This window comes from Arenimonas donghaensis DSM 18148 = HO3-R19 (assembly GCF_000743535.1).
Taxonomy (GTDB): Bacteria; Pseudomonadota; Gammaproteobacteria; order Xanthomonadales; family Xanthomonadaceae; genus Arenimonas; species Arenimonas donghaensis.
The window spans coordinates 57,777-83,449 of record NZ_AVCJ01000003.1; the positions used below are offsets into that span (position 1 = coordinate 57,777).

Sequence of the window (25,673 nt, forward strand, 5' to 3'; positions counted from 1 at the left end):
GATCAGATGATCGCGAACAGCGCCATCACGCCGTAGATGACGATGGACGGCAGCATGGCCACGAACAGGGCCTGGCCCCAGCCCGTGCGGAACCACGTCTTCCAGCCCAGCGCCGCCAGGAACCAGACCCAGAAATTGAGCAGGCTGAAGCTCTTGGCCAGCATCGACCACTCGTGGTCCATCGGCAGCTGCACCAGCAGCGGGTCGATGTTGGTCAGCTGCATGCTCTCCAGCGAACTCTGCGGCGAGCTGGTGAGGATGGCGCCGATCACCACCACGGCGCCCAGCAGCATCGGCATGCTCGCCCAGCTGACCAGGGCCAGGCCATGCCGGAAGCTGACCGGATGGCCGCTGACCTTGCCGGCCAGCAGGTAGTACACGCCGTAGATGAGGAAGATGATCGTCATGAAAATCAGGGCACTGGGCCCGGCGATCCAGCCCATGGTGCGGGCACCGGGCGTGAAGGCCTGCACCTGCGCGATTTCCTCGCTGCTCATTTGCGGGTTCTGCGCCAGGACCTGCGCCATCTGGTGTTCGGCGAACCAGGCCGGGTCCACGGTGAGGAAATAGAGCATGGTCGAAGCCGCCGTCAGGCCCACCAGCAGCAGCAGCGGCGTCCAGAAGGTCGGTTTTTCACGAAGATCGGCGAAAACCTTCGCCGGCTCGAGGAAGATGTTGATCAGGTGGGACATGCAAGGCTCCTGGCTGGTGAAACCGCGACTCCCCTTGAATCGCAGCTTGAATGGTAGGCGATTGGCCGGCGCCCCGCAGGAACGTGGGACGAATCCCTTGCCAGCGCCGATAAGACCCCAGACGGGGCGACGAAGGGAAACGTGACAGCCAGGCGTGGCTCCGGGGACGACACCGCGCCGGGGCGCGTATACTCCGCCCCCGATGAGCCCGCGCCTGCTTTCCCTCTCGCCGCCCTAGGCGCCGACCCTTCGCCGGGCCTGTCCGGTGGCCGCCCACCGCGCCTTCACGCCCTTTCCTTCCTTGCATGACCCGGCCGCGGCCGGGTCGGAAACGCCATCATGTTCAAGAATCTCCGCGTCGACTGGCTCGGCAATGTCAGGGGCGACGTGCTCGCCGGCCTCGTGGTCGCGCTGGCCCTGATCCCCGAAGCCATCGCTTTTTCCATCATCGCCGGCGTCGACCCGAAGGTCGGCCTGTATGCCTCGTTCTGCATCGCGGTGGTGATCGCCTTCACCGGCGGCCGCCCCGGCATGATCTCCGCGGCCACCGGCGCCATGGCCCTGGTGATGGTGGACCTGGTCAAGGACCACGGCCTGCAGTACCTGCTGGCCGCCACGCTGCTCACCGGCGTGCTCCAGATCCTGGCCGGCGCGCTGAAGCTGGGCTCGCTGATGCGCTTCGTCTCGCGCTCGGTGATCACCGGCTTCGTCAACGCGCTTGCCATCCTGATCTTCATGGCCCAGTTGCCCGAGCTGATCGGCGTGCCCTGGCTGGTCTATGCCCTGGTGCTTGCCGGCCTGGGCATCATCTACGGCCTGCCCTACCTCACCAAGGCAGTGCCGTCACCGCTGATCTGCATCGTCGTGCTGACGGCCCTGGCGATCTGGCTGGGCTGGGACGTGCGCACCGTCGGCGACATGGGCGAGCTGCCCGACAGCCTGCCGGTGTTCCTGTTCCCGGAGGTGCCGCTCAACCTCGAGACCCTGTGGATCATCCTGCCGGTCTCGGTGACGCTGGCGGTGGTCGGTTTGCTCGAGTCGCTGCTCACCGCCGCCATCGTCGACGACCTGACCGACACGCCCAGCAACAAGAACCGCGAGGCCGCCGGCCAGGGCGTGGCCAACATCGCCTCGGGCCTGGTCGGTGGCATGGCCGGCTGCGCGATGATCGGCCAGTCGGTGATCAACGTGAAGTCCGGTGGCCGCGGGCGCCTGTCGGCGCTGGTCGCCGGCAGCGTGCTGCTGGTCCTGGTGGTCTTCGCCGGCCCCTGGGTCAAGCAGATCCCGATGGCCGCGCTGGTGGCGGTGATGATCATGGTCTCGATCGGCACCTTCAACTGGGGCTCGATCCGCAACCTGCGCGACCACCCTAAGAGTTCCAGCCTGGTGATGGTCGCCACCGTCGTGGTCACGGTGGCCACGCACGACCTGGCCAAGGGCGTGGGCGCGGGCGTGCTGCTGTCGGCGCTGTTCTTCGCGCGCAAGGTCGGCCGCGTCCTGCACGTGGGCTCGACCCTGTCGGCCGACGGCGACCGTCGTGATTACGTCGTCACCGGCCAGGTGTTCTTCGCCTCGGCCGACGCGTTCATCGCCAGCTTCGACTTCAGGGAGGTGCTCGGCCACGTCAGCATCGACGTCTCGCGCGCCCACTTCTGGGACCTCACCGCCGTCGGCGCGCTGGACAAGGTGGTGCTCAAGTTCCGCCGCGAAGGTACCGTGGTCGAGGTCATCGGCCTGAACGAAGCCAGCGCCACCCTGGTGGACAAGCTGGGCGTGCACGACAAGCCCGATGCCGTCCAACGGCTCATGGGCCACTGAGGAATCCCGGCAATGACTGACAACCGACCGCTTACCCAACCCGAAGGCCAGGTGCTGGCCGCGCTGGATCCGTCCGTGTACGCCGACAGCGTCAGCGACCATGCCGCCTGGGCCGCGTCCCGCCTGCAGGCACCGCTGGAACTGGTGCACGTGATCGAGCGTCGCCACGGCGCCGCCGCCGGCACCAACCTCAGCGGCAGCCTGTCGCTGGGGGCCCAGGAACACCTGCTGCAGGAACTGGCCGACCTGGACGAGCAGCGGGGGCGCGTCGACCAGCAGCGCGGCCGGCTGCTGCTCGACCAGGCCCGCGAGCGCGTGCGGCAGGGCTTCGGCCTGGTCGCCCAGGGCCGGCAACGGCAGGGGTCCCTGGTCGATACCCTGCTCGAGCTCGAATCGGGCGTGCGCCTGTTCGTGCTCGGCAAGCGGGGCGAGCAGGCCGACTTCGCCAGTGGCCACCTGGGCAGCAACCTCGAACGCGTCGTCCGCGCCGTGCACCGGCCGGTGCTGGTCGCTTCGCGCGCCTTCCAGGCGCCGGCCCGTTTCCTGGTCGCCTTCGACGGCAGCGCCACCACCCGGCGCTGCATCGAGATGGTCTGCGCCAGCCCGCTGCTCAGGGGCCTGGGCTGCGACGTACTCACCGTCGGCGAGTCCGGCGGCGAAGCGGGCACGGCCATGGACTGGGCCCTGGCGACGCTGCGCGAGGCCGGATTCGCACCCGAGGCGGTTTTCCAGGCCGGCGCCGCCGACGCGGTGATCGCCGACGTCGCCAGGTCACGCGGCAGCGACCTGATCGTCATGGGCGCCTACGGGCATTCGCGCATCCGCAACCTCATCCTGGGCAGCACCACCACCCAGGTGCTGCGGAGCTGCCAGCTGCCGGTGCTGCTTCTGCGCTGAACAGGCTCCCGCGGGCATAATCGGGCGGCATACCCCGAAGGAGCCGCCCGCTTGCGCACGCCCGCCCTCGCCATTGCCTTTTTCACCCTGGCGCCGCTTGCCGTGGCGTCGCCGCCCGCGCTCGACGGCGTGGTCGAGTCAACGCGCCAGGCCTTCGACGTGCCCGGCATCGCCGTCGCCATCGTCAAGGATGGCGACGTGGTCCTGGCCAAAGGCTTCGGGGTGCGCGACATCCGCAGCGGCGAGCCGGTGGATGCCCGGACCCGTTTCGCCATCGCCTCCCAGACCAAGGCATTCACGTCCGCGTCGCTGTCGATCCTGGCCGACGAGGGCAAGCTTTCGCTCGACGACCGCGTGATAGACCACCTGCCCGCGTTCCGCATGGTCGACCCCTACGTGACGCGCGAGATGCGCATCCGCGACCTGCTGACCCACCGCAGCGGCCTGGCCCTGGGCGCGGGCGACCTGCTGTTCTGGCCCGCCAGCGAGCACTCGACCGAAGAGATCGTCCGACGCCTGGCCCACGTTCCGCTGGCCACCAGCTTCCGCGCCGACTACGCCTACGACAACGTGCTCTACGCCGTGGCCCAGCGCGTGATCGAGACGGTTTCAGGCCAGTCCTACGGCGACTTCGTCCGCGAACGGATCTTCGTGCCGGTCGGCATGCAGGACGCGGTGACCAACAGCGACCACCTGCCCGAGGGCGCGAACGCGGCCACCGGCCACGCCAAGCCCAGTTTCGTCGGCGACCTGGTGGCGGTGCCGCCGATGACCTGGTCGAACAACCAGGCGGCCGGTGGCATCTATGCCAGCGTCGAGGACCTGGCGCGCTGGATGCAGGTCCAGCTCGACGGCGGCGTGCTGGGTACGGACGCGGACGGCGGCGAACGCCGGCTCTTCAGCGCCGAACGGCATCGCGGCATGTGGGAGCTGGTGACCCCGATCCGGATCCCGGCCGAACCGGCGGTGCCGGAACTGGCGGCGGCACTGCCGCAGTTCGCCGGTTATGGCGAAGGCTGGTCGGTCAGCGAGTACCGGGGCCGCAAGTTGGTCTGGCACACGGGTGGCTGGCCCGGGATGGTGTCGCGGGTGACCCTGGTGCCCCAGCTCGACCTGGGCATCGTGGTACTGACCAACCAGGAAGTGGGCGCGGCGTTCCAGGCGGTCACGCTCGAGGCGCTGGACCACTACCTGCAGGCACCCGACACCGACTGGGTGGCCGCCTACTCGGCGGCGATCGACGCGGCGCGTTCGAAAGCCGACGCGTCCTGGGAAAAACACCAGGCGGCCCGCGACCGGCACAGCAAGCCTTCGCTGCCGCTGCAAGGGTACGCGGCGACTTACCGCGACCCCTGGTACGGGGACGTCAGGCTGGCCCTGGAGGACCGCAAGCTGGTGATGCGTTTTGCGCACACCCCGGCCCTGGCCGGCACGCTCGAACATTGGCAGCACGACACCTTCCTGGTCCGCTGGCACGACCGCACCCTCAATGCCGATGCCTTCGCCAGCTTCGCGCTCGATCCCGACGGCAAGGTGCGCGAGCTGCGCATGCAGGCGGCGTCGTCGCTGACCGACTTCAGCTTCGACTTCCATCACCTGCGGCTGGTGCCGCTCGATCCCCCGCGGACAGCCGTGGACTAGGCACCCGGCGACAGGACCGGGCAGGCGCTAGGCCGCGGCGGGATCGGCAACCGTCGCCAGCGTCCGGGGTGAAATGTCCCGCACCACCGGCAGCTCCAGCGACGGGCGCTCGCAGGCGATGCCAGCCCCCTGCGGGCAGGTCTTGAGCATGTAATTGGCGTCGAAGGTCAGCCGCTCGACCAGGAAATCCACGAACGCGCGGACCTTGGGCGACGGCACCCGCCCGCGGGTGAACACCGCGTTGAAGGCCACCTTCGGCCCGGTCCAGCCGGCCAGCACGCGCACCGCGCGGCCCGCCTCGACGAAGGGCTTGATGCTGACGTCGGTCGATATCAACAGGCCTTCGCCGCACAGCATCGCGCCCTGCAGCGGCGCCGGGTCGTTGGCGACCAGGATCGGATTGATCGGGAACTCCTGCGCAGACTGCCCGCCCTCCTCGACCAGCGGCCAGTAATAGCGGCTGCCGTGGCGATGCTTGGAAAACGCCAGCACCCGGTGGTGCTGGAGGTCGTCCGGGTGCAGCGGCTCGCCATGGCGCTCGATGTAGTCCGGGCTGGCGTACACCTGGGTCCGGAAGCTGTGCAGGCGCCGGGCCACCAGCGAGGAATCGGGCAGGCTGCCGATGCGCAGCGCGACGTCGGTCTCGGTGGCGATCAGGTCGAGCCTTTCGTTGCCCAGGTTCAGGTCGATGCGGACCTCGGGGTAGCGCTGGTGGAATTCGCTGAGCAACGGGGCGACCCACATCACGCCGATCGAATACGGCGCGGTCACGCGCAGCCAGCCGCGCGGGCCACCCTGCAATTGGCCGACAGCGCTCTCGGCCTCCTCGAGTTCACGCGCGATGCGCATGCTGTGGTCGTGGTAGACGGCGCCGGCCTCGGTCAGGCCCAGCTTGCGGGTGGTGCGATTGAGCAACTGGGCACCCAGCCGTTCCTCTAGCTCCTGCACCTTGCGGCTCACCGTGGTCTTGGGAAGGCCGAGCGTGCGCGCCGCTGCCGTGAAACTACCCTGCTCCACCACCTTGGCGAAGATCAGCGTGTCATTCAGATCACGGGCCATGGCTGTCTCCTTGGTTCGGGCAATTGGCCCGCTGGCGGGACAATTATTCCCTTCTTCACGGACTTATCAAGTGCCATCGGCGGGCCTAGATTGTGCGCCATGGATCCGGGCCCTGCCGCCCAAACCCTCCCCCCCAGGCAAGGCTCGGGTCCCCCTACCTCCAGGCCATGGCCATGAGCATTGTCCCGATTCGTAACGATAATGGGCTAAACCGTCCCACCCGCGGGACAATCGCCCGACCTGCCCTCGTCCTCGACGCCGCCGGCGAAGCCGGAGCCGCCATTGTTTCGGCGCTGCTGGCCAGCGGCCGCCCGGTCATCGCTGCATCCCATTCGGCCGATGCGCTGGCCGCACTGCCGCCCGCCATCCCCGGCAGCCCTGACCTGATGAAGGTATTGGGACATACGCAGACCGAAACCGCCGGCGCCGCCCTGGCCAACGCCGTGCGTTTGCTCCGCCGTCCGCCCGGCGCGGTGGTCGCCCTGCTCGGTGGCGAACTCAAGCCCGGACGCCTGCTCGACCACGGCTCGCCCTTTCTCCAGCAGGCCCTGGAAGACAGCGTCTTCGCCCACCTTGTGGCCGCGCGGCACCTGTTGCCGCTGTTGTCGGAATCGGCGCTGGCCGCGCACTACCTCGTCATCGGCGGCCCGGCCGCCGAATTGCCCTGGGCGGGCTATGGCCACGCGTCGATCGCATCGGCCGCGCTGCGCATGTTCAGCCGGGCCCTGCGCGAGGAGACCCAGGGGGGCCCGGTCCGCGTACAGCAATTGTCGGTGTGTGCACCGCTGCGCACCCGCCAGCGTGGCCATGCCGCCTGTCCGGATTGGCCAGAACCCAACGAACTGGGACTGCAGGTGGTCGACCTGCTGTCCGCCCCGGGCCTTGAGCCGGTCGTGCGTTTCGAACGTCGTCCAGCGCGCCAACGCACCGGCCCCACCCCCGACCCCCTTTCCGAGACCACGCCATGACCACCGAAACGCTTACCCGCCTCGCCCGCCTGGCCACCTTCACCCTGGCCGTCGCCATCACCGCCGCCTGCAGCAGCCAGGCCCAGGAACACGGGACCATCGCGCCCGCGCAGGTTTCGGTGGCACCGGTCGAAACCCGGTCGATCACCCCCTGGGACGAATTCACCGGCCGCGTTTCCGCCGTCGAAACCGTGCAGCTGCGGCCGCGCGTGTCCGGCTACGTCGAACGCGTGGAATACACGGAAGGCCAGGAAGTGAAAAAGGGCCAGGTACTGTTCGTGCTCGACGACCGCAGCTACCGCGCGGAACTCGACCGCGCCGAGGCCGAACTCAGCCGCGCCCGCAGCCATGCCGCGCTGGCCACCAGCGAACTGGCCCGCGCCCGCGAGCTCGCGAGGGAACGACTGATTTCGGCCGAACTGCTGGAACAGCGACGCGCCGCCACCGCCCAGGCCGCTTCCGAAGTGCGGGCCGCCGAAGCCCTGGCCGCCAAGGCGCGACTGGACCTGGAGTTCACCCGGGTGCGCGCACCGATCGACGGGCTGGCCGGACGGGCGCTGGTGACCACCGGCAACCTCGCCGCGCCCGACAGCACGGTGCTGACGACCCTGGTCTCGCTCGATCCGGTGCACGTCTACTTCGAGAGCGATGAACAGACCTACCTGCGCCACGCGCGCCAGGACGCCAACGTGCGCAGCGGCCGCAACCCGGTGCGCGTTGGCCTGGCCGGCGAAGAAGGCTATCCGCACGAGGGCCAGCTGGACTTCGTGGACAACCAGGTGGACCCGCGCACCGGCACCATCCGGGCCCGCGCGGTGCTGGCCAATCCCGACCGGTCGCTGACTCCCGGCCTGTACGCACGCGTGCAGCTGGTCGCCAACGCCCCGGAGCCGGCGCTGCTGGTCGACGACAAGGCGGTGCTCACCGACCAGGATCGCAAGTACGTGTACGTGGTCGGAGAGGGCAATACCGCTGAACGCCGCGATGTGGTCACCGGCCGCCTGGTGGACGGCCTGCGCGTCGTCGAACAGGGCCTGGCCGCCGGCGACCAGGTGGTGGTGGGTGGCGTGCAGCGCATCTTCTTCCCGGGCATGCCGCTGGCGCCCCAGCCGGCCGGCGAGCCGGCCCACGTCGCCACTGCCGCCGCGGTCGCCAGCGCGAACTGACCGGAGCCCCCCATGGACTTTTCCCGCTTTTTCATCGACCGGCCCATCTTCGCGGCCGTCCTGTCGATCATCATCTTCGCCGCCGGCCTGGTGGCCCTGCCTGGCCTGCCCATCGGCGAATACCCCGAGGTGGTGCCGCCTTCGGTGGTGGTGCGCACGGTGTATCCCGGCGCCAACCCGAAGGTCATCGCCGAAACGGTGGCGACGCCGCTGGAGGAAGCCATCAACGGCGTCGAGGACATGATGTACGTCAAGTCGGTCGCCGGCTCCGATGGCGTGCTGCAGATGACCGTGACCTTCAAGCCGGGCGTGGACGCCGACGACGCCGCCGTGCGGGTGCAGAACCGGGTCAACCAGGCGCTGGCGCGCCTGCCCGAGGACGTCCGCCGGCAGGGCGTGATCACGCAAAAGCAGTCGCCTGTTTTCCTGATGGTGGTGCACCTGGTGTCCACCGACGGCAAGTACGACTCGCTCTACCTGCGCAATTACATGCGCCTGCACGTCAAGGACGAACTGGCCCGCATTCCCGGCGTCGGCGATGCCCAGGCCTTCGGCGGCGGCGACTACGCCATGCGGCTGTGGCTGGACCCGGAAAAGATCGCCGCGCGCGGCCTGACCGCCGGCGACGTGCTGCGTGCCGTGCGTGAGCAGAACGTGCAGGTGTCCGCGGGCCAGCTGGGCGCCGAGCCCATGGCCAATGGCAGCGACTTCCTGCTGCCGATCCACGCCCGTGGCAGGCTGGAAACACCGGAGGAATTCGGCGCCATCGTGCTCGAGGCCGGCGCCGATGGCGAAATCGTGCAGCTGGCGGACGTCGCCCGCATCGAACTCGCGGCCGGGGACTACACCCTGCGCTCGCGCCTGGACGGCATGAACGCGTCGGCCATCGGCATTTTCCAGGCGCCGGGCGCCAATGCCCTGGACATCCGCGACGCGGTCGTGGCGAAGATGGAAGAAATCTCGCCGAGGCTGCCGCCCGGCGTTGAAATCAAGTCCGTCTACGACACCACGGTGTTCGTGCGCGATTCGATCAAGGCGGTGGTGATGACCCTGCTCGAGGCGACCGCACTGGTCGTGCTGGTGGTCATCCTGTTCCTGCAGACCTGGCGCGCCTCGATCATCCCGCTCATCGCGGTGCCGGTGTCGGTGGTCGGCACCTTCGCGGTGCTGCACCTGCTCGGCTTCTCGATCAACACGCTGACCCTGTTCGGGCTGGTGCTGGCGATCGGCATCGTCGTCGACGACGCGATCGTCGTCGTGGAAAACGTCGAACGAAACATCGCCGAGGGCCTGGCGCCGCTCGCGGCCGCGCACCAGGCGATGCGCGAAGTATCCGGCCCGATCATCGCCATCGCCCTGGTGCTATGCGCGGTGTTCGTGCCGATGGCCTTCCTCGATGGCGTCACCGGCCAGTTCTACAAGCAGTTCGCGGTGACCATCGCCATCTCGACGGTGATCTCGGCCATCAATTCGCTGACGCTTTCGCCGGCGCTGGCGGCCCGGCTGCTCAAGCCGCATGGCGCGGCGCCGGATGCGCCGACCCGGCTCATCGATCGGCTGTTCGGCTGGATCTTCCGTCCGTTCAACCGGTTCTTCGGACGCAGCTCCGAGTCCTATGGCCGGGCGGTGTCGCGCATCCTGGGCCGGCGCGGTGCGGTGTTCGCGGTCTACGCCGGGCTGCTGGCCGCCACGGTGGCGGTTTCCTCGGCGGTGCCGGGCGGATTCATCCCGGTGCAGGACAAGTTGTACCTGATCGCCGGCGTGAAGTTGCCCGAAGGCGCATCCATCGAACGCACCGACCAGGCCCTGGCCAAGCTCGGGGACATGGCGATGCAGATCGAAGGTGTCAAACACGAGGTCGCCTTCCCGGGGCTCAATCCCTTGCAGTTCACCAATACGCCCAACAGCGGCGTGGTGTTCTTCTCGCTCTCGCCCGCCGATCAACGCTCGCTCAGCGCCGCCGAGATCACCGCCGAACTCAACCAGCGCATCGCCGGCATCGAAGAAGGCTTCGCCTTCGCACTGATGCCGCCGCCCATCCAGGGCCTGGGCAATGGTTCGGGCTACTCGCTGTTCATCCAGGACCGGGCCGGGCTGGGCTACGGCGCGCTGCAGGACGCGGTGGGGTCCTTCCAGGGCGTCGCCTCGCAGGCGCCGGGCATGGGCTTCCCCATCACCAGCTACCAGGCCAACGTGCCCCAGCTCGAAGCCGAGGTCGACCGCATCAAGGCCAAGGCCCTGGGCGTACCCCTGACCGAAGTATTCGACACCCTGCAGACTTACCTGGGCTCGGCCTACGTCAACGACTTCAACCTGTTCGGTCGCACCTGGCAGGTCATCGCCCAGGCCGACGGTTCCTTCCGCGACGAGGCCGAGGACATCGCCCGCCTGCGCACGCGCAACGACCGGGGCGAGATGGTGCCGATCGGCAGCGTGGTGAACATCCGCCAGACCTTCGGTCCCGATCCGGTGATCCGCTTCAATGGCTATCCGGCCGCCGACATCCTGGGCGAAGCCGATCCGCGGCTGCTCTCTTCGGCGCAGGCCATGGCCGAGGTCGAGCGTATCGCCGGCCAGGCGCTGCCGCCCGGCATGGGCTTCGAATGGAGTGACCTCAGCTACCAGCAAGCCACCCAGGGCGATGCCGTGCTGGTGGTCTTCCCGCTGGCGGTGTTGTTGGCTTTCCTGGTGCTCGCCGCACTCTACGAAAGCTGGACCCTGCCGCTGGCCGTGATCCTGATCGTGCCCATGACCCTGCTGTCCGCCCTCGTCGGCGTCTGGCTGGCCGGCGGCGACAACAATGTTTTCGTGCAGGTGGGGCTGGTGGTGCTGATGGGCCTGGCCTGCAAGAACGCGATCCTTATCGTCGAATTCGCGCGTGAGCTGGAACTGCAGGGCAAAGCCATCGTTGAAGCCGCGCTCGAGGCCTGCCGCCTGCGACTGCGACCCATCGTCATGACGTCGATCGCCTTCATCGCAGGTACGGTGCCGCTGGTGTTCGCCAGTGGTGCCGGCGCCGAGGTGCGCGCGGCCACGGGTGTCACGGTCTTTGCCGGCATGCTGGGCGTCACGCTGTTCGGCTTGCTGCTGACCCCGGTGTTCTACGTGGCCCTGCGCAAGCTGGTGACGCGCCGGACGGCGCGGTCCGCGGCCGCCGGGCAGGCCATCGCCGTCGCCGGCTGAAGCAATTCAGCCGACGCGAACCAGGCGGTGGCTGGACGTACCGGCATAGCTGCGGTCCTGGGCGTAGCCGCTGCTGCGGCCATAACCGGTGCCGTAGTCGCGGCGACGGTAGCGCTCGGGGCGCAGCGCCGGGGCGGGTTCGGCCGACGGCGCCGGGGTGGCCGGGGCCTGCCTGGCCGGGATGGCCCGGGCGGCGGGTGCGGAAGCGACCAGGGCGGTCGGGAACAGGCGGTACAGGGAGTTCAGGGCATTCATGGCCGGGGTCTCGTGCGTTGGTGTGCTGGTAATCTACAACACCTAACCGCAGGCGCAATGGGCCGGAAGTCATATCCCGCAAACTATTGAAATAAAAGGACTCCTGCCGGGGACTAACCGGCTGGCCGGCCGGCCCCGGCAGCCAGCACCTGCTCAATCGCCGCCAGCTGGGTCCGCGCCTCGCCGGCCAGCGGGTGGTCGGGATGGGTACTTACCAACGAACGCAGCCGCTGGCAGGCGGCCTCATCCTGGCCCAGGCGTTCGCTGAGCAAGGTCGCCGCGGTCAGCACCACCCGGGGCAGGTCCGGACTGTCGGGGAAGCGGGTCTCGAAGTCCCGTGCCAGGGCGACCGCGCGCTGGGCCTGTCCCTGGCGCGTTGCCAGCGCGACCAGTCGCGCGATCTGCTCGGGCAGGTCCAGGGTGAATCCGGGCACCCGGTCGGCGGTGTCTGCAAAAACCGCCAGCGCGCGCTTGTCTTTTTCAGTAACCAACAGGCTGGAGATGTATTCCCGGTCATGCGCCGCCAACCGGTCCAGGTCGCCGACCTGCACCAGCAATTGGCGATAGCGATCGTGCACCGGGTCTGATGCGCCGCGGCCGCGAAACAGCCCGGCCAGCCGCTCCGCCGCCGCTTCGGCCTTGCCTTCGGCGGCCAGCGCGTCGGCCTGCGCCATGGTTTCGTCCTCGATCGGATTGCCATAGGTCGCCCGCGTCACCGCCGGCGTGACGTCCAGGCCCAGGACCTCGTGGTGCCGGTGGAGCAGGTCGCCAAGCACGTGGTAGCTCGCCACCAGCGCATACAGCGCGATGAAGCTCCCCACCACCTGGCCGGGCCCACCCAGGGCCGCCACCAGGGCCCACTGCAAACCTTCCGACAGCAGGCCCAGGAGCGCGAATACCAGCACCACGCCGAAATAAGGCGCACCCAGGCGTCCGATGAGTTCGAACCAGGCCAGGGGATTGAGCGCATTGGGGTAATGATGGTTGATCGCCAGCAGCATCACGGCTGCCGGCATGAACAGGAACACCGCCAGCAAGGCGCCCAGCGTCGGCAGCAGTCCCAGCCACACCGCCACGACCGTCACCAGCAGGCCCACCAGCACGCCCAGCACCAGCTGTTCGATGGCGTCGCCATCGGTGGCCAGCAGCTCTTCCCCGCCCAGGGGCTCGTAGCGGCCATGGGCGGTGTTGGTCAGCGCCTCGACCGCCATCTTGAAGCCCATGATCCAGAACGCCAGCTCGAACACCAGTCCCAGGAGGTTGGGCAGGTTGGCAAGCAGCCGGAAAACCGCCAGGCCCGCGAACATCGCCAGCATTGCATTCGAGGCCGGGTAGCCCAGCAGGCCCGGCAGGCGTTCGATCAGGGAGCCAGCGGCGTCGGGACGCAGGGACGTTCGGGTCATGGGTCGGGCTTCGCCGGGAAAAACCCGAGGCTAGGCCGCGGGCCGGCCGGGGGTCAAACCGGCCGGGCTTTGCCTCAGTTCGGCTTGGGCGTCCAGACGATGTTCACCGACGTCAGCGTATCGGTACGCTCGGTGCCGACCGGGACCTCGGTGTTGTGGCGCGCCTGGAAAGCCACCTTCAGCGCCAGCGACTTGTTGATGCTCACGGCGACGCCGATGTCGTTCTGGGCGAAGGTATTGTCGCTGGTGGCCTCGACCAGGGTGGTGTTGAAGAACTTGGTGCTCTCGGTGATCTGGTGCTGGTAGTCGGCGAATCCGCGCAGCAGTGCGCCCGTTTCGACTTCACCGGTGCCGGCCAGCCGGGCACGGCGCACGCCGGGACCGCCTTCGATCTTGAAGGTGTGCCCCTCCTCGCGCACCAGCCAGCCGCCGTAGTTCAGCGCCAGCGTGGCCTGGTAGTCGTAGGGCGAGAATTCGTCGTTCTCGTAGCGGGCGGCCGCGCCGAGGTAACTGCGCTCGGTCAGCATGCGATCGGACTTGGCGCCCACTTCATAGCGGTTCGCGGTCAGTTCGTCGTCGTTTTCCGAACGCAGCACGGCCAGGTAGTAGTCATGGGTCCACAGGTCTTCTTCGGCCTTGAGGCCGAAACGGCCGTTGATGCTGGTCGTTTCGGAGTTGCCGGTGGTGTTGACGATGCCGAGCTCGGCGCTGGGCTGCCAGGTGGCGGCGCTGGCCGCGGCCGGCGCCGCCAGGACGGCCAGCACGGCCAGGACGATGGGGCTTTGCTTCATGGGCGGGTTCGCCTTCTTCGGTGGATTCAACCGCCTATTTAACCGCGCTGCGCATGAACAGCCCGCCAAGGCGGGACCGGGTCGGCTCAGGGCAAGACGCGTTCGAGCAAAAGGTCCCAGCCCGTGTCGCTGCGCAGCGCCCCGAAGGCCAGCCCCGACCGGCCACCCAAGCGCGCCTCGCAGAAGGCTTCGGCGACCTGGGCAGGCGCGCCTCGCAGCAGCACGCTGGCCTGCAGGGCCAGGGCCATGCGCTCGGCCAGCAGGCGTGCGCGGGGCACCAGCGCCGCCACCGGCTCACGCAACCAGGCCGCGAGTGAACCGGCCTCGGCATCGAGCAGCGGATGCGCACCGCGTGCGGCCGCCAGCTCGGCAACAAAGGCCTGCGCGCACCCGGGTTCGCGTTCCAGCGCGCGCAGCACGTCCAGGCACTGGATGTTGCCACTGCCCTCCCATATCGAGTTGAGCGGGGCCTGGCGGTACAGGCGCGGCATGCCCGTTTCTTCGACGTAGCCGATGCCGCCCAGGCATTCCACCGCCTCGCCGAGGAATGCGGGGCTGCGTTTGCAGACCCAGTACTTGCCCAGGGCGGTGGTCAGCCTGGCCAGGGCCGCTTCGGCCGGATCGCGGGCGCTGGCATCGACGGCGCGGGCAACGCGGAAAGCCAGCGCCGTGGCGGCTTCCGACTCCAGCGCCAGGTCCGCCAGTACGTTGCGCATGAGCGCGTGGCCCGACAGTGGCGAACCGAAGGTGCGACGCTGCCTGGCAAAATGCAGCGCCCGCGCCAGGCCCTGGCGCATCAGGCTGGCGGAGCCGAGCAGGCAATCGAGCCGGGTGAGCGCCACCATCTGCAGGATGGTCGCCACGCCGCGGCCTTCCTCGCCGACCCGCCAGGCCAGCGCATCCTGGAACTCGACTTCGGCGCTGGCATTGCTCCAGTCGCCCAGCTTGTCCTTCAGGCGCTGTATCCGCACGGCGTTGAGGCTGCCGTCGGGGGCGTAGCGCGGCAGCAGGAAGCAGCTCAGCCCGCCCGCGGCCTGCGCCAGCACCAGGAACGCGTCGCACATCGGCGCCGAAAAAAACCACTTGTGGCCCACCAGCGAATAGAGCCCGTCGCCACCCGCGACCGGGGTGGCCCGCGTCGTGTTCGCGCGTACGTCCGAGCCGCCCTGCTTCTCGGTCATGCCCATGCCGATGGTGACGCCGTCCTTTTCCCAGCCCGGGCGATGCGACGGGTCGTAGCCGCCCGAACGGATGCGAGGCAGCCATTCGCGCGCCAACGCCGGCGCGTGCGAGAGCGCGGGCACGCTGGCATAGGTCATCGTCAGCGGGCAGCTGCTGCCCTGGTCGGCCTGGTTGTGCAGGAACATCAGTCCGGCGCGTGCCACATGTGCACCCGGCCGGTCGGCATGGCGCCAGGCGAACCCGGGCACGCCGTGCTGCACGGCCTGCTGCATCAACGCGTGGTACGCGGGATGGAAAACCACGCGGTCGATGCGTTCGCCGCGGGCATCGAAGGCCTCCAGGCGTGGCCGGTTCCGGTTCGCCTCGTGCGCCAGTTCCTGCAGTTCCCCGCCGGCCAATACGCCGTATGCGGCCAGGAAGGCCTCGGCCCAACCGCCGCCCTCGCGCTGCACCGCTTCGCGCAGGGCGACATCGCCCGACCACAGGTCGCTGGGCGCCAGCGCATGGGGCTGGTTCTGGATCTCGTGGGTGTGGAATCGTTCCCGGCTGTCCATGCACCACCTCCGTGTCCGGCCCATTGTGCCTGCGCGTATCATCGGCGACACGTCCCCGGGAGCCATCGCGATGAAGCCCCAGCTCAAACGCATCACCGCCGTCCTGCCCGTGCAAGCGATCGAACCCTGCCTGCCCTTCTGGGAAGCCGTCGGCATGGTGCGCACCGTGGAGGTTCCCCACGGCGACCGGCTGGGCTTCGTGATCCTGGCCGGGCACGGGCTGGAAGTGATGCTGCAAAGCCACGACTCGATCGCCGACGACGTGCCGGCGCAGGCCGAGCAGGCGCGTTCGTCCCACGCCTACCTGTTCATCGAGGTCGCCGACATCGATGCCATCGAGGCCGCGCTCGCCGGCTTCACGCTGCTGTTGCCCCGCCGGACCACGTTCTACGGCGCCACCGAGGTCGGCTACCGGGAACCGGGCGGCCATGTCGTCACGTTCGCGCAATTCGGCGGCGGCGACACTGGCGCGGCATGAACCGCAGGAAAGCCGTTTAGAGCAAGCCTGCTAGTCGACGCAGGGACACTGGCCACGTGGAAGCCAAGCGCCGCCGGAAGAAAACCGCCGCCGCGCCCGACCCCGGGCGCCGCGAGTCCGTGCGCCTGCCCGACAGCCGCGAGCTGTGGCTGCGTCCGGTGCATCCGGCCGACGCCGGGCCCATTGCCGGCGCCTTCGACCTGCTCAGCGAAGACGAAATCCGCCGCCGCTACCTGCACCCGCTCAAGGCGCTTGCACCGGTCTACCTGGCCCAGCTGGTGTCGCCGGAGCCGGGACGTTCCTATGTCGTGGTGGCCGCCGAGCCGCTGCCGCCGGGCGAGGCGCTGGTGGGCGCGGTCGCCCGGGTCGACCTGGACCCGGGCACGGAGAGCGCCGAATTCGCCATCCTGGTCTCGCACTTCCTCGCCGGCCAGGGCCTGGGCAAGCGCCTGATGCGACGCGTGGTCGAGTGGGCCCAGGCCCAGGGCCTGCGCCGGCTGTGGGGTGACGTGCTCGAGGACAACACCGCGATGCTGGCCCTGGCCCAGGCCATCGGCTTCCGCCGCGAACACGTACCGGGTTCGGGCGGCCAGGTACGCGTCACCCTGGACCTGGGGCCGGCTGCGCTAAAATCCCGGTCCTGATGACCCAAGACTCCCTACCCAGCGCGCCCCGCCCCCGGGCGGGACAAAAGCGCGCCCTTTGGCGCGCCCCGGCCAGCGCCAGCCTGCAGGCCCTGGCCCTGGCCGAAACGGCCCGCCAGCACGACGGCCTGGTGCTGGCGATCACCCGCGACAGCCACGCCGCCCAGGCACTGGAACACGACCTGCGGGTGTTCGCCGGCGATGCCTTGCCGGTGCTGCACTTCGCCGATTGGGAAACCCTGCCCTACGACCTGTTCAGCCCGCACCCGGACATCGTCTCCCAGCGCGTCGCCGCGCTGTACCGGCTGCCGACCACGCACAAGGGCGTGCTGGTGGTGCCGGTCGCCTCGCTGATGCAGCGGCTGGCACCGCCGAGCTGGATCGCCGGCAATACGCTCGACCTGCGCAAGGGACAGCGCCTGGACTTGGACGCCGAAAAGCGCCGTTTGGAGTCGGCCGGCTACCGCAACGTGCCGCAGGTGCTCGACCCCGGCGATTTCGCCGTGCGCGGCGCCCTGCTCGACCTCTACCCCATGGGTGCCGACCGCCCCTACCGGATCGAGCTGTTCGACGATGAAATCGACTCGCTGCGCAGCTTCGATCCCGAAACCCAGCGCTCGGACCATCCGGTGGACAGCATCCGCCTGCTGCCGGCCCGCGAATTCCCGCTCGACGACGCCAGCACCCGAAAGGTGCGCGAACGCCTGAGCGAGCGCTTCGACTTCGACCCGCGCCGCTGTCCGCTCTACCAGGACCTCAAGGAAGGCGGCACGCCGGCCGGCATCGAGTACTACCTGCCGCTGTTCTTCGACCAGACCGCCAGCCTGTTCGACCATCTCGCCGACGACACCCTGCTGGTGCTGGGCAATGGCGTCGCCGAGGCCGCCGAGGCGTTCTGGGCGCAGACCGCGGACCGCTGGGAGCAGCGCCGCCACGACCTCGAGCGCCCCATCCTGCCGCCGGCCGAGCTGTACCTCTCGCCGGAAGAACTGCGCACGCGCTGGAACAAGTCGGCCCGCATCGACGTGCTCGACGCCGGCCACGAACAGGCCGGCAAGGCCATCGCCCTGCCCGAGCAGCCGGCGCCCAGCCTGCCCTGGAGCCAGAAAGGCGGCGACCCCGGCAGCGCGCTGCTCGGCTTCCTGCGCGCCTATCCGGGCCGGGTCCTGCTGGCCGCCGACTCCGCCGGCCGCCGCGAAGCCCTGATCGAACTGCTGGCGTCGGCCGACCTGCGGCCCGCGGTCGTCGCCGACTGGCCGGCCTTTCTGGCCGGCGGTGAGCGGTTCGCGATCACCGCCGCCGCCCTCGAGGACGGCTTCGCGCTGGGCAAGCCCGCGCTGGCGGTGCTCACCGAGCGCCAGCTGTTCCCCGAACGCGCGGAACAGTCGCGACGTCGCCGCAAGGCGGTGCGCGACCCGGACACGGTGCTGCGCGACCTGAGCGAGATCCAGGTCGGTTCACCGATCGTGCACGAAGACCACGGTGTCGGCCGCTACCAGGGCCTGGTGACGCTCGACAGCGGCGGCGTCAGCGGCGAGTTCCTGCAGATCGAATACGCCAAGGGCGACAAGCTCTACGTGCCGGTGTCGCAGCTGCAGCTGGTGGGGCGGTATTCCGGCGCCTCGCCCGAACACGCGCCGCTGCACTCGCTGGGCGGCGAGGCCTGGGAAAAGGCCAAGCGAAAGGCCGCCGAGAAGGTGCGCGACGTCGCCGCCGAACTGCTGGAGATCCAGGCGCGCCGGAAGGCCCGCAAGGGCCTGGCGCTGCCGCTGGACCGGTCGATGTACGAACCCTTCGCGGCCACCTTCCCGTTCGAGGAAACGCCCGACCAGCTCGCTTCGATCAATGCCGTCGTCGCCGACCTGGGCCAGACCCAGCCCATGGACCGCGTGGTTTGCGGCGACGTCGGCTTCGGCAAGACCGAGGTCGCCGTGCGGGCCGCCTTCGTCGCCGCCATCGCCGGCAAGCAGGTGGCCGTGCTGGTGCCGACCACGCTGCTGGCCGAGCAGCACTATCGCAACTTCCGCGACCGCTACGCCGACTGGCCGATCCGGGTGGAGGTGCTGAGCCGGTTCAAGTCGGCCAAGGAAATCAAGGCCGCGCTGGCGCAGTTGGCCGAGGGCAAGATCGACGTCATCGTCGGCACCCATCGCCTGCTCCAGCCGGACGTCAAGTTCCACGAGCTCGGCCTGGTCATCGTCGACGAGGAGCAGCGCTTTGGTGTCCGCCAGAAGGAGGCATTGAAGGCGCTGCGCGCGGAGGTCCACCTGCTGACGCTCACCGCGACGCCGATCCCGCGCACCCTGAACATGGCCATGAGCGGCCTGCGCGAACTGAGCATCATCGCCACGCCGCCGGCGCACCGGCTGGCCGTGCAGACGGTGATCACGCCCTGGGACGCCAACCTGCTGCGCGAAGCCTTCCAGCGCGAACTGGCGCGCGGCGGCCAGGTCTATTTCCTGCACAACGAAGTCGACAGCATCGAGAAGATGGCGCGCGACCTGGCCGAACTGGTGCCGGCCGCGCGCGTGCGCGTGGCCCACGGCCAGATGCCCGAACGCGAGCTCGAGCAGGTGATGCTCGACTTCCACCGCCAGCGTTTCAACGTGCTGGTGTGCACGACGATCATTGAATCGGGCATCGATATCCCCAGCGCCAACACCATCATCATCCACCGCGCCGACCGCTTCGGCCTGGCCCAGCTGCACCAGCTGCGCGGCCGGGTCGGCCGCAGCCACCACCGCGCCTACGCCTACCTGGTGGTGCCGGACAAGAAGTCGCTGACGCCCGACGCCGAGAAGCGCCTGGAGGCCCTGGCCTCGCTCGAGGAACTGGGTGCGGGCTTCACCCTGGCCACCCACGACCTGGAGATCCGCGGCGCCGGCGAGCTGCTGGGCGAAGACCAGAGTGGCCAGATGGCCGAAATCGGGTTCTCGCTCTACACCGAGCTGCTCGAACGCGCGGTCAAGTCGATCAAGTCCGGCAAACTGCCCGAACTCGATCCGGCCCAGCGCCACGGCGCCGACGTCGAACTGCACCTGCCGGCACTGATCCCCGAGGACTACCTGCCCGACGTGCATGCCCGGCTGACGCTGTACAAGCGCATCGCCTCGGCCCGCGACGACGAAGCCCTCAAGGAACTGCAGGTGGAAATGGTCGACCGTTTCGGCCTGCTGCCCGACCCGGCCAAGCAGCTGTTCGCCGTGGCCGAGCTCAAGCTCGAGGCAACGCCGCTGGGCATCCGCAAGCTCGAACTGGGCCCGACCGGGGGGCGCTGCCACTTCGTGCCGCAGCCCAGCATCGACCCGATGTCGGTGATCCGGCTGATCCAGGCCCAGCCCAAGGTCTACTCGATGGACGGCCCGGACAAGCTGCGCATCCGGATGGACCTGCCCGACGCCGGGTCGCGCCTGCGCACGGCGCGCGGCCTGCTGGCCCTGCTGGCCAAGGGCTGACTCCCGCGGGCGTTGCCCGCGGGGCTGCCGGGCCGGGCCGGGATCGTTATGCTGGGCCGGACGCCCCTCGGAATCCGGCCATGTCGCTGATCGTGACGCTGATGTTTTCCCTTTCGCTCGCCGCCCCCGCCGCAGCCCTTCCCGCGCACGACGGCATCGCCGTGGTGGTGGTCCGGCACGCCGAAAAGGACGACGACGACAAACACGACCCGTCGCTGGCCGGCAATGGCGAGGTGCGCGCCCGGGCGCTCGCCGCCACGCTGGCCGGCGCCAGCCTGGACCGGGTCATCGCGACCCAGTTCCGGCGCACCCAGCAGACCGCCGCGCCCGCCGCCGCGGACGCCGGGCTGGAGGTCGAGACGCGGCCGGTCAATGCCGGCAACGCGGCAACCTATGCCCAGGACCTGGCCGCCGAGCTGCGGGCGATGCCCGCCGGCAGCACCGTCTTGGTCGTCGGCCACAGCAATACCGTGCCCGGCATCGTCCAGGCCCTGTCGGGGCAGGCGCCCGAACCGATGCCCGAAACCGAGTACGACCGCTATACCGTCGTGCTGGTCGATAGCGACGGCGCTGCCCGCGTCATCACCAGCCGCTACTGAGGAAGCCGCCATGCCCCTGGCCATCCCCCCGCGCGTGCACGACCTGGGCGGCGGTTTCACGGTCAAGCGCCTGATCCCGCACGCCAACTGCCGCAGCGTCGGTCCCTTCGTTTTTTTCGACCACATCGGCCCGGCCGAACTGCGGGCCGACCAGCCCCTGGACGTCCGCCCCCACCCCCACATCGGACTGGCGACGGTCACCTACCTGTGGGAAGGCGCGATCATGCACCGCGACAGCCTGGGTTCGGCCCAGGAAATCCAGCCCGGCGACGTCAACTGGATGACCGCCGGGCGCGGCATCGTGCACTCAGAGCGCACGCCCGACCGCCTGCGCGGCCGGTCCCAACGCATGCACGGTCTGCAGACCTGGGTCGCGCTGCCCCGGGAACACGAAGACGTGGCGCCGGCCTTTGCCCACCACCCCGCGGCCTCGCTGCCGGTGGTCGAATTGCCCGGCGCCCGCCTGCGCGTGGTGGCCGGCGACGCGTTCGGCGAGACCTCGCCGGTGCAGGTGCTCATGCGCACGCTGTACGTCGCCATCGACCTGGCCGCCGGCGCGTCGCTGGTGCTGCCGGCCGACCACGCCGAACGCGCGGTGTATGCCGTGGAGGGCGAGATCACGCTCGACCACGTCCCCTTGCCGCTCGAGCAACTGCTGGTGCTCGATCCCGGCAGCGAGCCCGTGCTCACCGCCGCCTGCGATTCGAAGCTGATGCTGCTAGGCGGCGACCCGCTCGATGGTCGCCGCCACGTCTGGTGGAACTTCGTATCCAGCTCCCGCGAGCGCATCGAGCAGGCCAAGGCCGACTGGGCCGCCGACCGGCTGGGCCAGGTGCCGGGCGAAACCGAACGCATCGAACTGCCCGAACGCTAGGCCTCAGAAGCGGCCGGCCTGGAAATCCGCGAAGGCCTGGCGCAGCTCGTCCTGCGTGTTCATCACGAACGGACCGTAGCGGGCCACCGGCTCGCGCAACGGCTGGCCGGCGACCAGGATCAGCCGGGTGTCGGCATCGCGGCCCTCCATGGCCACCAGATCGCCTTCGCCCAGCACGACCAGTTCCCCGGCCTGCACCGTGGCGGCGTCCTGGCCCTCGCCGAAGCGGGCGCTGCCTTCGTAGACGTAGGCAAATACGGTGTGCTCCGCCGGCAGCGCATGCTGGTACCGGTCGCCCGCGCCCAGGCGCAGGTCCAGGTAGGTCGGCGCGGTCGCCGGTTGCTCGATCGGGCCGCGCACGCCGGCCACTTCGCCGGCGATCACCTTTGCGCGCACGCCGGGTGCCGCCTCGACCTCCGGGAAACGATCCGGGCCGTATTCCTGGTATTTCGGCGCCGTCATCTTCTCGCGCGAAGGCAGGTTCACCCACAGCTGGAAGCCGCGCATGCGGCCTTCCTCCTGTTCGGGCATTTCCGAGTGCACGATGCCGCGCCCGGCGGTCATCCACTGCACGCTGCCGGGCACCAGGACACCCTCGTTGCCGTGGTTGTCCTTGTGGCGCATGCGGCCATCGAGCATGTAGGTGACCGTTTCGAAACCGCGGTGCGGATGCTGCGGGAAGCCGGCCAGGTAATCCTCGGGCCGGTCGGTGCCGAATTCATCGAGCAACAGGAAAGGGTCGAGGTCGGGCAGCTGCGGACTGCCGATGATCCGCGTCAGCTTGACGCCGGCGCCGTCGGAGGCCGGCAGGCCGCGCAGGCTGCGAAGCACGGGGCGGATGGACAGGCTCATGGTGACTCCCAGTGGGGGCCCGGTACCGGGCGATGCACGAACTATGGGGCCGGCGCCTGCCCGGCACGAGGGTCCAGGCCTGCAACGCAGGGTTTCGGGGCGTCGTGGCGGCCGGAAAGCCGCCTGTCATGCGTTCTAACCGGTAGCCCGACCCTGACAAAGCCACTTGCCCCATGGCCCTGCACGACATGCCCACCGCCAGACGACGTCCCGCTCCTGCGCCCGGTCCGGCCCCATCGGCTCCGGACCGGCTGCCGACCCTGGTCGCGCCGCGCCTGCAGCTGCGCTGGATCGAAGCCGGCGACCTGGAGGCACTCTACGGCGTGTTCTCCGACCCCGAGGTGATGCGCTTCTGGAGCCACGCGGCCTGGCCCCACCAGGACGAGGCGGCGATCTACCTCGAGGCCATCCATCGCGGCTTCGAGCAAGGCGACCTGTTCCAGTGGGGCATCGCCCTGCGCGGCGACGACCGCCTGATCGGCACCACGACGCTTTACGGCATCGACCGCGCCCAGGGCCGGGCCGAGGTTGGTTTCGCGCTTGCCCGCGAACACTGGGGCCGGCGCTATGCCCGCGAGGCGTTGACGGTTTTGCTGGAACACGCCTTCACCGGCCTGGGCCTGCGACGCATCGAAGCGGACGTGGACCCTCGCAACCAGGGCTCGCTCAACACGCTCGAAGCCCTGGGGTTCCGCCGCGAAGGTTACCTGCGCCAGCGCTGGCTGGTTGCCGGCGAAGTCCAGGACAGCGTGCTGATGGGGCTGCTGGCCGGCGACTGGTCCGGTCCGGGCTGACCCGGCCCGCGCCGCCCGGACCGGGGGCGGCGCCCTCGCGTTGACAGCCCCCCGGGGCGGGTCGACCATTGGCCTTCCGCACCCCCCCTGGAGCCGACCATGTCCCTGCGCCCGAGCCTGCTGGCCTGCGCCTTGCTGCTGGCTGCCTGCAGCCCCACGCCGGAGCCCGCGGACAGCGCAGCGTCCACGGCAGGCGAGCCCGGCGGTGACCGCCTGGTCTACGTCTACAACTGGTCCGACTACATCGCCGAGGACACGCTGGCCAACTTCGAGGCCGAGACCGGCATCCGGGTCGTTTACGACGTCTACGACAGCAACGAGATGCTGGAAGCCAAACTGCTGGCCGGCGCCTCGGGTTATGACGTGGTTTTTCCATCCGCCCGCCCCTTCGCCCAGCGCCACATCCAGGCTGGCGTCTACGCCCCGCTGGACCGTGCCAGCCTGGGCAACCTGGGCAACCTCGACGCCGACCTCCTGGCCGGCCTGCAGGACGTCGACCCGGGCAATGCGCACACCGTGCCCTACATGTGGGGCACCACCGGCCTGGGCATCAACGTCGGCAAGGTCCGGGAAATCCTGGGCGAGGACGCCCCGCTCGATTCCTGGTCGCTGCTGTTCGACCCGGCCAACGCCGGGAAGCTGGCTGCCTGCGGCATCAGCGTGCTCGACGACGAACAGGAAACCTTCGCCGCCGCGCTGATCTGGAAAGGGCGCGATCCCAACGCGCTCGAGGGCGACGAAACGCAGGTCGTCAGCGACGTCTATGCCGGCATCCGCCCCCACATCCGCTATTTCAACTCTTCGCGCTACATCGAAGACCTCGCCAACGGCGAACTGTGCCTGGCGATGGGATACTCCGGCGACGTTTTCCAGGCCCGCGACAGCGCCGAGGAGGCCGGGAACGGCTTCGAGATCGCCTACGTCATTCCCCGGGAAGGCGCCGTGCGCTGGGTCGACCTGATCGCCATCCCGGCCGACGCGCCCCATCGCGACAACGCCCATGCCTTCATCGACTACCTGCTCAGGCCGGACGTGGCTGCTGGCATCGTTGACTACGTGTCCTACGCCAGTCCCAACAACGCGGCCCTGGCGCTGGTGGATGCCGGTATCTCCGCCGACCCCGGCATCTACCCGCCGCCGGAGGTGATGGCCAAGCTGGTCGATCCGGCGACCCTGTCGCCGCAGACCACGCGCGAGCGCGTGCGCGCCTGGACCAGCATCAAGACCGGGCAGTAGCCGTCAGCGCATGGAACGCGGCTTGATCGCGCGCGACACCCGGCGCGAATAGACGTAAACCGTCGCCGGCGGCACGTTCCACCAGGTGAAGCTGCCGCGGCGGGCATTGAGGCCCAGTTCTTCGATGACCTCGCGCGCCACGGGGTTGGCCGGGCCGTAGGTGAACTGCACGAAGCGACCCTGCGGCTGCAGGCAGTCGAAGGCCGAACCCAGGATGTCGCGCTGGGTCTGTCGCGGCATGGACAGCAAGCCCAGGCCCGAGACGATGGCGTCGGCCGGGGTTTCCCCGTGGAAGCCGTGGGCGATGGCGACCCGGGCCAGGTCGCGGGCATCGGCGCAGGCCACGTGCACCTGCGGGAAGTGGCGCTGCAGGTGCTGGTGGAGTTCTTCGTTGAGCTCGAGCACCAGCAGGTCGGCCGGTGCGATGCCGTGTTCGAGCAGGGCCCGGGTGAATACGCCGGTGCCGCCGCCGAGTTCGATCACGCGGCGGGCGCCGCGGGGCAATTCGGACATCATCTGGCGCGCCAGCTGCTGGCTTGACGGCGATATGGCGGCCACCCCGCGCGGGTTCTTCAGCCACTGCCTGAAGAAGGTCCAGGTCTGGGCCAGGGCGGAGTGGGGGTTTCGATCCATAGGCGCAGGATAATGCCGGTCGTTGTGTTTCGTGCAGGTTAAGTCATCCGCGCCAACACTGGCGTCCTCCCCTTTGCCAAGGACCCTGCCATGCGTCCTGTGCTTGTCCTGCCGGGCCTGCTGGCCCTGCTTGTCTCGGCGGCCTGCAGCCCGGGGCCCGGTTCGGCGCCGCGGCACGGCGCCATCACCCACCCCAGTCAATGCCTGGACCCGGACCTGGCCCGGGGCTGGACCGACATCGACAACGTCACGCTGCTGGTGGATGCGGGCGTCCGCAAGTACCGTGTGCGGCTGGCCGAACCCTGCTTCGCGCTGGGCACCTCGCCGGAACTGCGCTTCATCGGCGACAGCATCAGCAACCGGGTCTGCGGCCACCTTGGCGAATACGTCGTTTCCGACGGCCAGCGTTGCCGCATCGACCGCGTCGAGCGCCTCGACGACGACGCCTACGCGCGGGCGCTAGCCGGCGACGAGGCGGACGACGGACCCGGCGACTGAA

22 protein-coding genes are annotated in these 25,673 nt (G+C 69.4%); 14 read left to right on the plus strand and 8 right to left on the minus strand.

Features of this window, described 5'->3' with window-relative positions:
- Nucleotides 1-2: 2 nt before the first annotated feature.
- On the minus strand, nucleotides 3-692 hold the full coding sequence (locus tag N788_RS03475; RefSeq protein WP_034220989.1) for a YIP1 family protein: 690 nt from the start codon (nucleotides 690-692) through the stop codon (nucleotides 3-5).
- 339 nt (nucleotides 693-1,031) lie between these two features.
- Between N788_RS03475 and N788_RS03480 the strand changes: the two genes are divergently transcribed.
- The 3 genes from N788_RS03480 to N788_RS03490 are packed head-to-tail and all read left to right on the plus strand — an operon-like array spanning nucleotide 1,032 to nucleotide 5,048.
- Nucleotides 1,032-2,510 carry a SulP family inorganic anion transporter gene (locus N788_RS03480; RefSeq protein WP_034220992.1) on the plus strand — a complete coding sequence of 493 codons (1,479 nt, stop codon included), beginning with the start codon at nucleotides 1,032-1,034 and terminating at the stop codon, nucleotides 2,508-2,510.
- Nucleotides 2,511-2,522: 12 nt separating this feature from the next.
- Entirely contained in the window at nucleotides 2,523-3,407 is an 885-nt protein-coding gene (locus N788_RS03485) for a universal stress protein (RefSeq protein ID WP_034220994.1), read from the plus strand.
- Between the two features lie 51 nt (nucleotides 3,408-3,458).
- Entirely contained in the window at nucleotides 3,459-5,048 is a 1,590-nt protein-coding gene (locus N788_RS03490) for a serine hydrolase (protein WP_051924318.1), read from the plus strand.
- Between the two features lie 27 nt (nucleotides 5,049-5,075).
- Here N788_RS03490 and N788_RS03495 read toward each other — a convergent pair whose 3' ends face one another.
- Complete coding sequence (locus N788_RS03495) at nucleotides 5,076-6,107, minus strand: LysR family transcriptional regulator (RefSeq protein ID WP_034220998.1); 1,032 nt, start codon at nucleotides 6,105-6,107, stop codon at nucleotides 5,076-5,078.
- A 173-nt stretch (nucleotides 6,108-6,280) separates the two neighbouring features.
- Between N788_RS03495 and N788_RS03500 the strand changes: the two genes are divergently transcribed.
- The 3 genes from N788_RS03500 to N788_RS03510 are packed head-to-tail and all read left to right on the plus strand — an operon-like array spanning nucleotide 6,281 to nucleotide 11,424.
- On the plus strand, nucleotides 6,281-7,075 hold the full coding sequence (locus tag N788_RS03500; RefSeq protein WP_152560356.1) for an SDR family oxidoreductase: 795 nt from the start codon (nucleotides 6,281-6,283) through the stop codon (nucleotides 7,073-7,075).
- A complete protein-coding gene (locus tag N788_RS03505) occupies nucleotides 7,072-8,241 on the plus strand; it encodes an efflux RND transporter periplasmic adaptor subunit (RefSeq protein WP_034221000.1) in 1,170 nt (389 codons plus the stop codon). Before N788_RS03500 ends, N788_RS03505 begins: the two co-directional genes overlap by 4 nt.
- A gap of 12 nt (nucleotides 8,242-8,253) precedes the next feature.
- Nucleotides 8,254-11,424, plus strand: a complete 3,171-nt coding sequence (locus N788_RS03510; RefSeq protein ID WP_034221002.1) for an efflux RND transporter permease subunit — start codon at nucleotides 8,254-8,256, stop codon at nucleotides 11,422-11,424.
- 6 nt (nucleotides 11,425-11,430) lie between these two features.
- On the opposite strand, the gene N788_RS14810 is transcribed toward N788_RS03510, so the two are convergent.
- From N788_RS14810 to N788_RS03530, 4 genes are all read right to left on the minus strand, one after another.
- Nucleotides 11,431-11,679, minus strand: coding sequence for a hypothetical protein (locus N788_RS14810; protein WP_034221004.1), 249 nt, complete (start codon nucleotides 11,677-11,679; stop codon nucleotides 11,431-11,433).
- A gap of 113 nt (nucleotides 11,680-11,792) precedes the next feature.
- On the minus strand, nucleotides 11,793-13,082 hold the full coding sequence (locus N788_RS03520) for a tetratricopeptide repeat protein (protein ID WP_034221007.1): 1,290 nt from the start codon (nucleotides 13,080-13,082) through the stop codon (nucleotides 11,793-11,795).
- A 74-nt stretch (nucleotides 13,083-13,156) separates the two neighbouring features.
- Complete coding sequence (locus N788_RS03525; protein WP_034221009.1) at nucleotides 13,157-13,873, minus strand: DUF481 domain-containing protein; 717 nt, start codon at nucleotides 13,871-13,873, stop codon at nucleotides 13,157-13,159.
- Between the two features lie 86 nt (nucleotides 13,874-13,959).
- The gene (locus N788_RS03530; RefSeq protein WP_034221012.1) at nucleotides 13,960-15,609 is read right to left on the minus strand and encodes an isovaleryl-CoA dehydrogenase; all 1,650 of its coding nucleotides are present in this window, start codon (nucleotides 15,607-15,609) and stop codon (nucleotides 13,960-13,962) included.
- A gap of 70 nt (nucleotides 15,610-15,679) precedes the next feature.
- Here N788_RS03530 and N788_RS03535 point away from each other — a divergent pair, with 70 nt between their 5' ends.
- From N788_RS03535 to N788_RS03555, 5 genes are all read left to right on the plus strand, one after another.
- Nucleotides 15,680-16,087, plus strand: a complete 408-nt coding sequence (locus N788_RS03535) for a VOC family protein (protein WP_034221014.1) — start codon at nucleotides 15,680-15,682, stop codon at nucleotides 16,085-16,087.
- Nucleotides 16,088-16,143: 56 nt separating this feature from the next.
- A complete protein-coding gene (locus N788_RS03540) occupies nucleotides 16,144-16,731 on the plus strand; it encodes a GNAT family N-acetyltransferase (RefSeq protein ID WP_051924321.1) in 588 nt (195 codons plus the stop codon).
- Complete coding sequence (mfd, locus tag N788_RS03545; RefSeq protein WP_034221016.1) at nucleotides 16,731-20,186, plus strand: transcription-repair coupling factor; 3,456 nt, start codon at nucleotides 16,731-16,733, stop codon at nucleotides 20,184-20,186. Before N788_RS03540 ends, mfd begins: the two co-directional genes overlap by 1 nt.
- 80 nt (nucleotides 20,187-20,266) lie before the next feature.
- Nucleotides 20,267-20,785, plus strand: a complete 519-nt coding sequence (locus tag N788_RS03550) for a histidine phosphatase family protein (protein WP_034221019.1) — start codon at nucleotides 20,267-20,269, stop codon at nucleotides 20,783-20,785.
- 10 nt (nucleotides 20,786-20,795) lie between these two features.
- Nucleotides 20,796-21,659, plus strand: coding sequence for a pirin family protein (locus N788_RS03555; protein ID WP_034221021.1), 864 nt, complete (start codon nucleotides 20,796-20,798; stop codon nucleotides 21,657-21,659).
- A 3-nt stretch (nucleotides 21,660-21,662) separates the two neighbouring features.
- On the opposite strand, the gene N788_RS03560 is transcribed toward N788_RS03555, so the two are convergent.
- On the minus strand, nucleotides 21,663-22,511 hold the full coding sequence (locus N788_RS03560) for a pirin family protein (RefSeq protein WP_034221024.1): 849 nt from the start codon (nucleotides 22,509-22,511) through the stop codon (nucleotides 21,663-21,665).
- A gap of 173 nt (nucleotides 22,512-22,684) precedes the next feature.
- Here N788_RS03560 and N788_RS03565 point away from each other — a divergent pair, with 173 nt between their 5' ends.
- The gene (locus N788_RS03565; RefSeq protein WP_051924322.1) at nucleotides 22,685-23,305 is read left to right on the plus strand and encodes a GNAT family N-acetyltransferase; all 621 of its coding nucleotides are present in this window, start codon (nucleotides 22,685-22,687) and stop codon (nucleotides 23,303-23,305) included.
- 99 nt (nucleotides 23,306-23,404) lie between these two features.
- Nucleotides 23,405-24,541, plus strand: coding sequence for a polyamine ABC transporter substrate-binding protein (locus tag N788_RS03570; RefSeq protein WP_034221026.1), 1,137 nt, complete (start codon nucleotides 23,405-23,407; stop codon nucleotides 24,539-24,541).
- Between the two features lie 3 nt (nucleotides 24,542-24,544).
- On the opposite strand, the gene N788_RS03575 is transcribed toward N788_RS03570, so the two are convergent.
- Entirely contained in the window at nucleotides 24,545-25,174 is a 630-nt protein-coding gene (locus tag N788_RS03575) for a class I SAM-dependent methyltransferase (RefSeq protein WP_034221027.1), read from the minus strand.
- Nucleotides 25,175-25,264: 90 nt separating this feature from the next.
- Here N788_RS03575 and N788_RS03580 point away from each other — a divergent pair, with 90 nt between their 5' ends.
- Nucleotides 25,265-25,672 carry a DUF6491 family protein gene (locus N788_RS03580; protein WP_034221038.1) on the plus strand — a complete coding sequence of 136 codons (408 nt, stop codon included), beginning with the start codon at nucleotides 25,265-25,267 and terminating at the stop codon, nucleotides 25,670-25,672.
- Nucleotide 25,673: the final 1 nt, after the last annotated feature.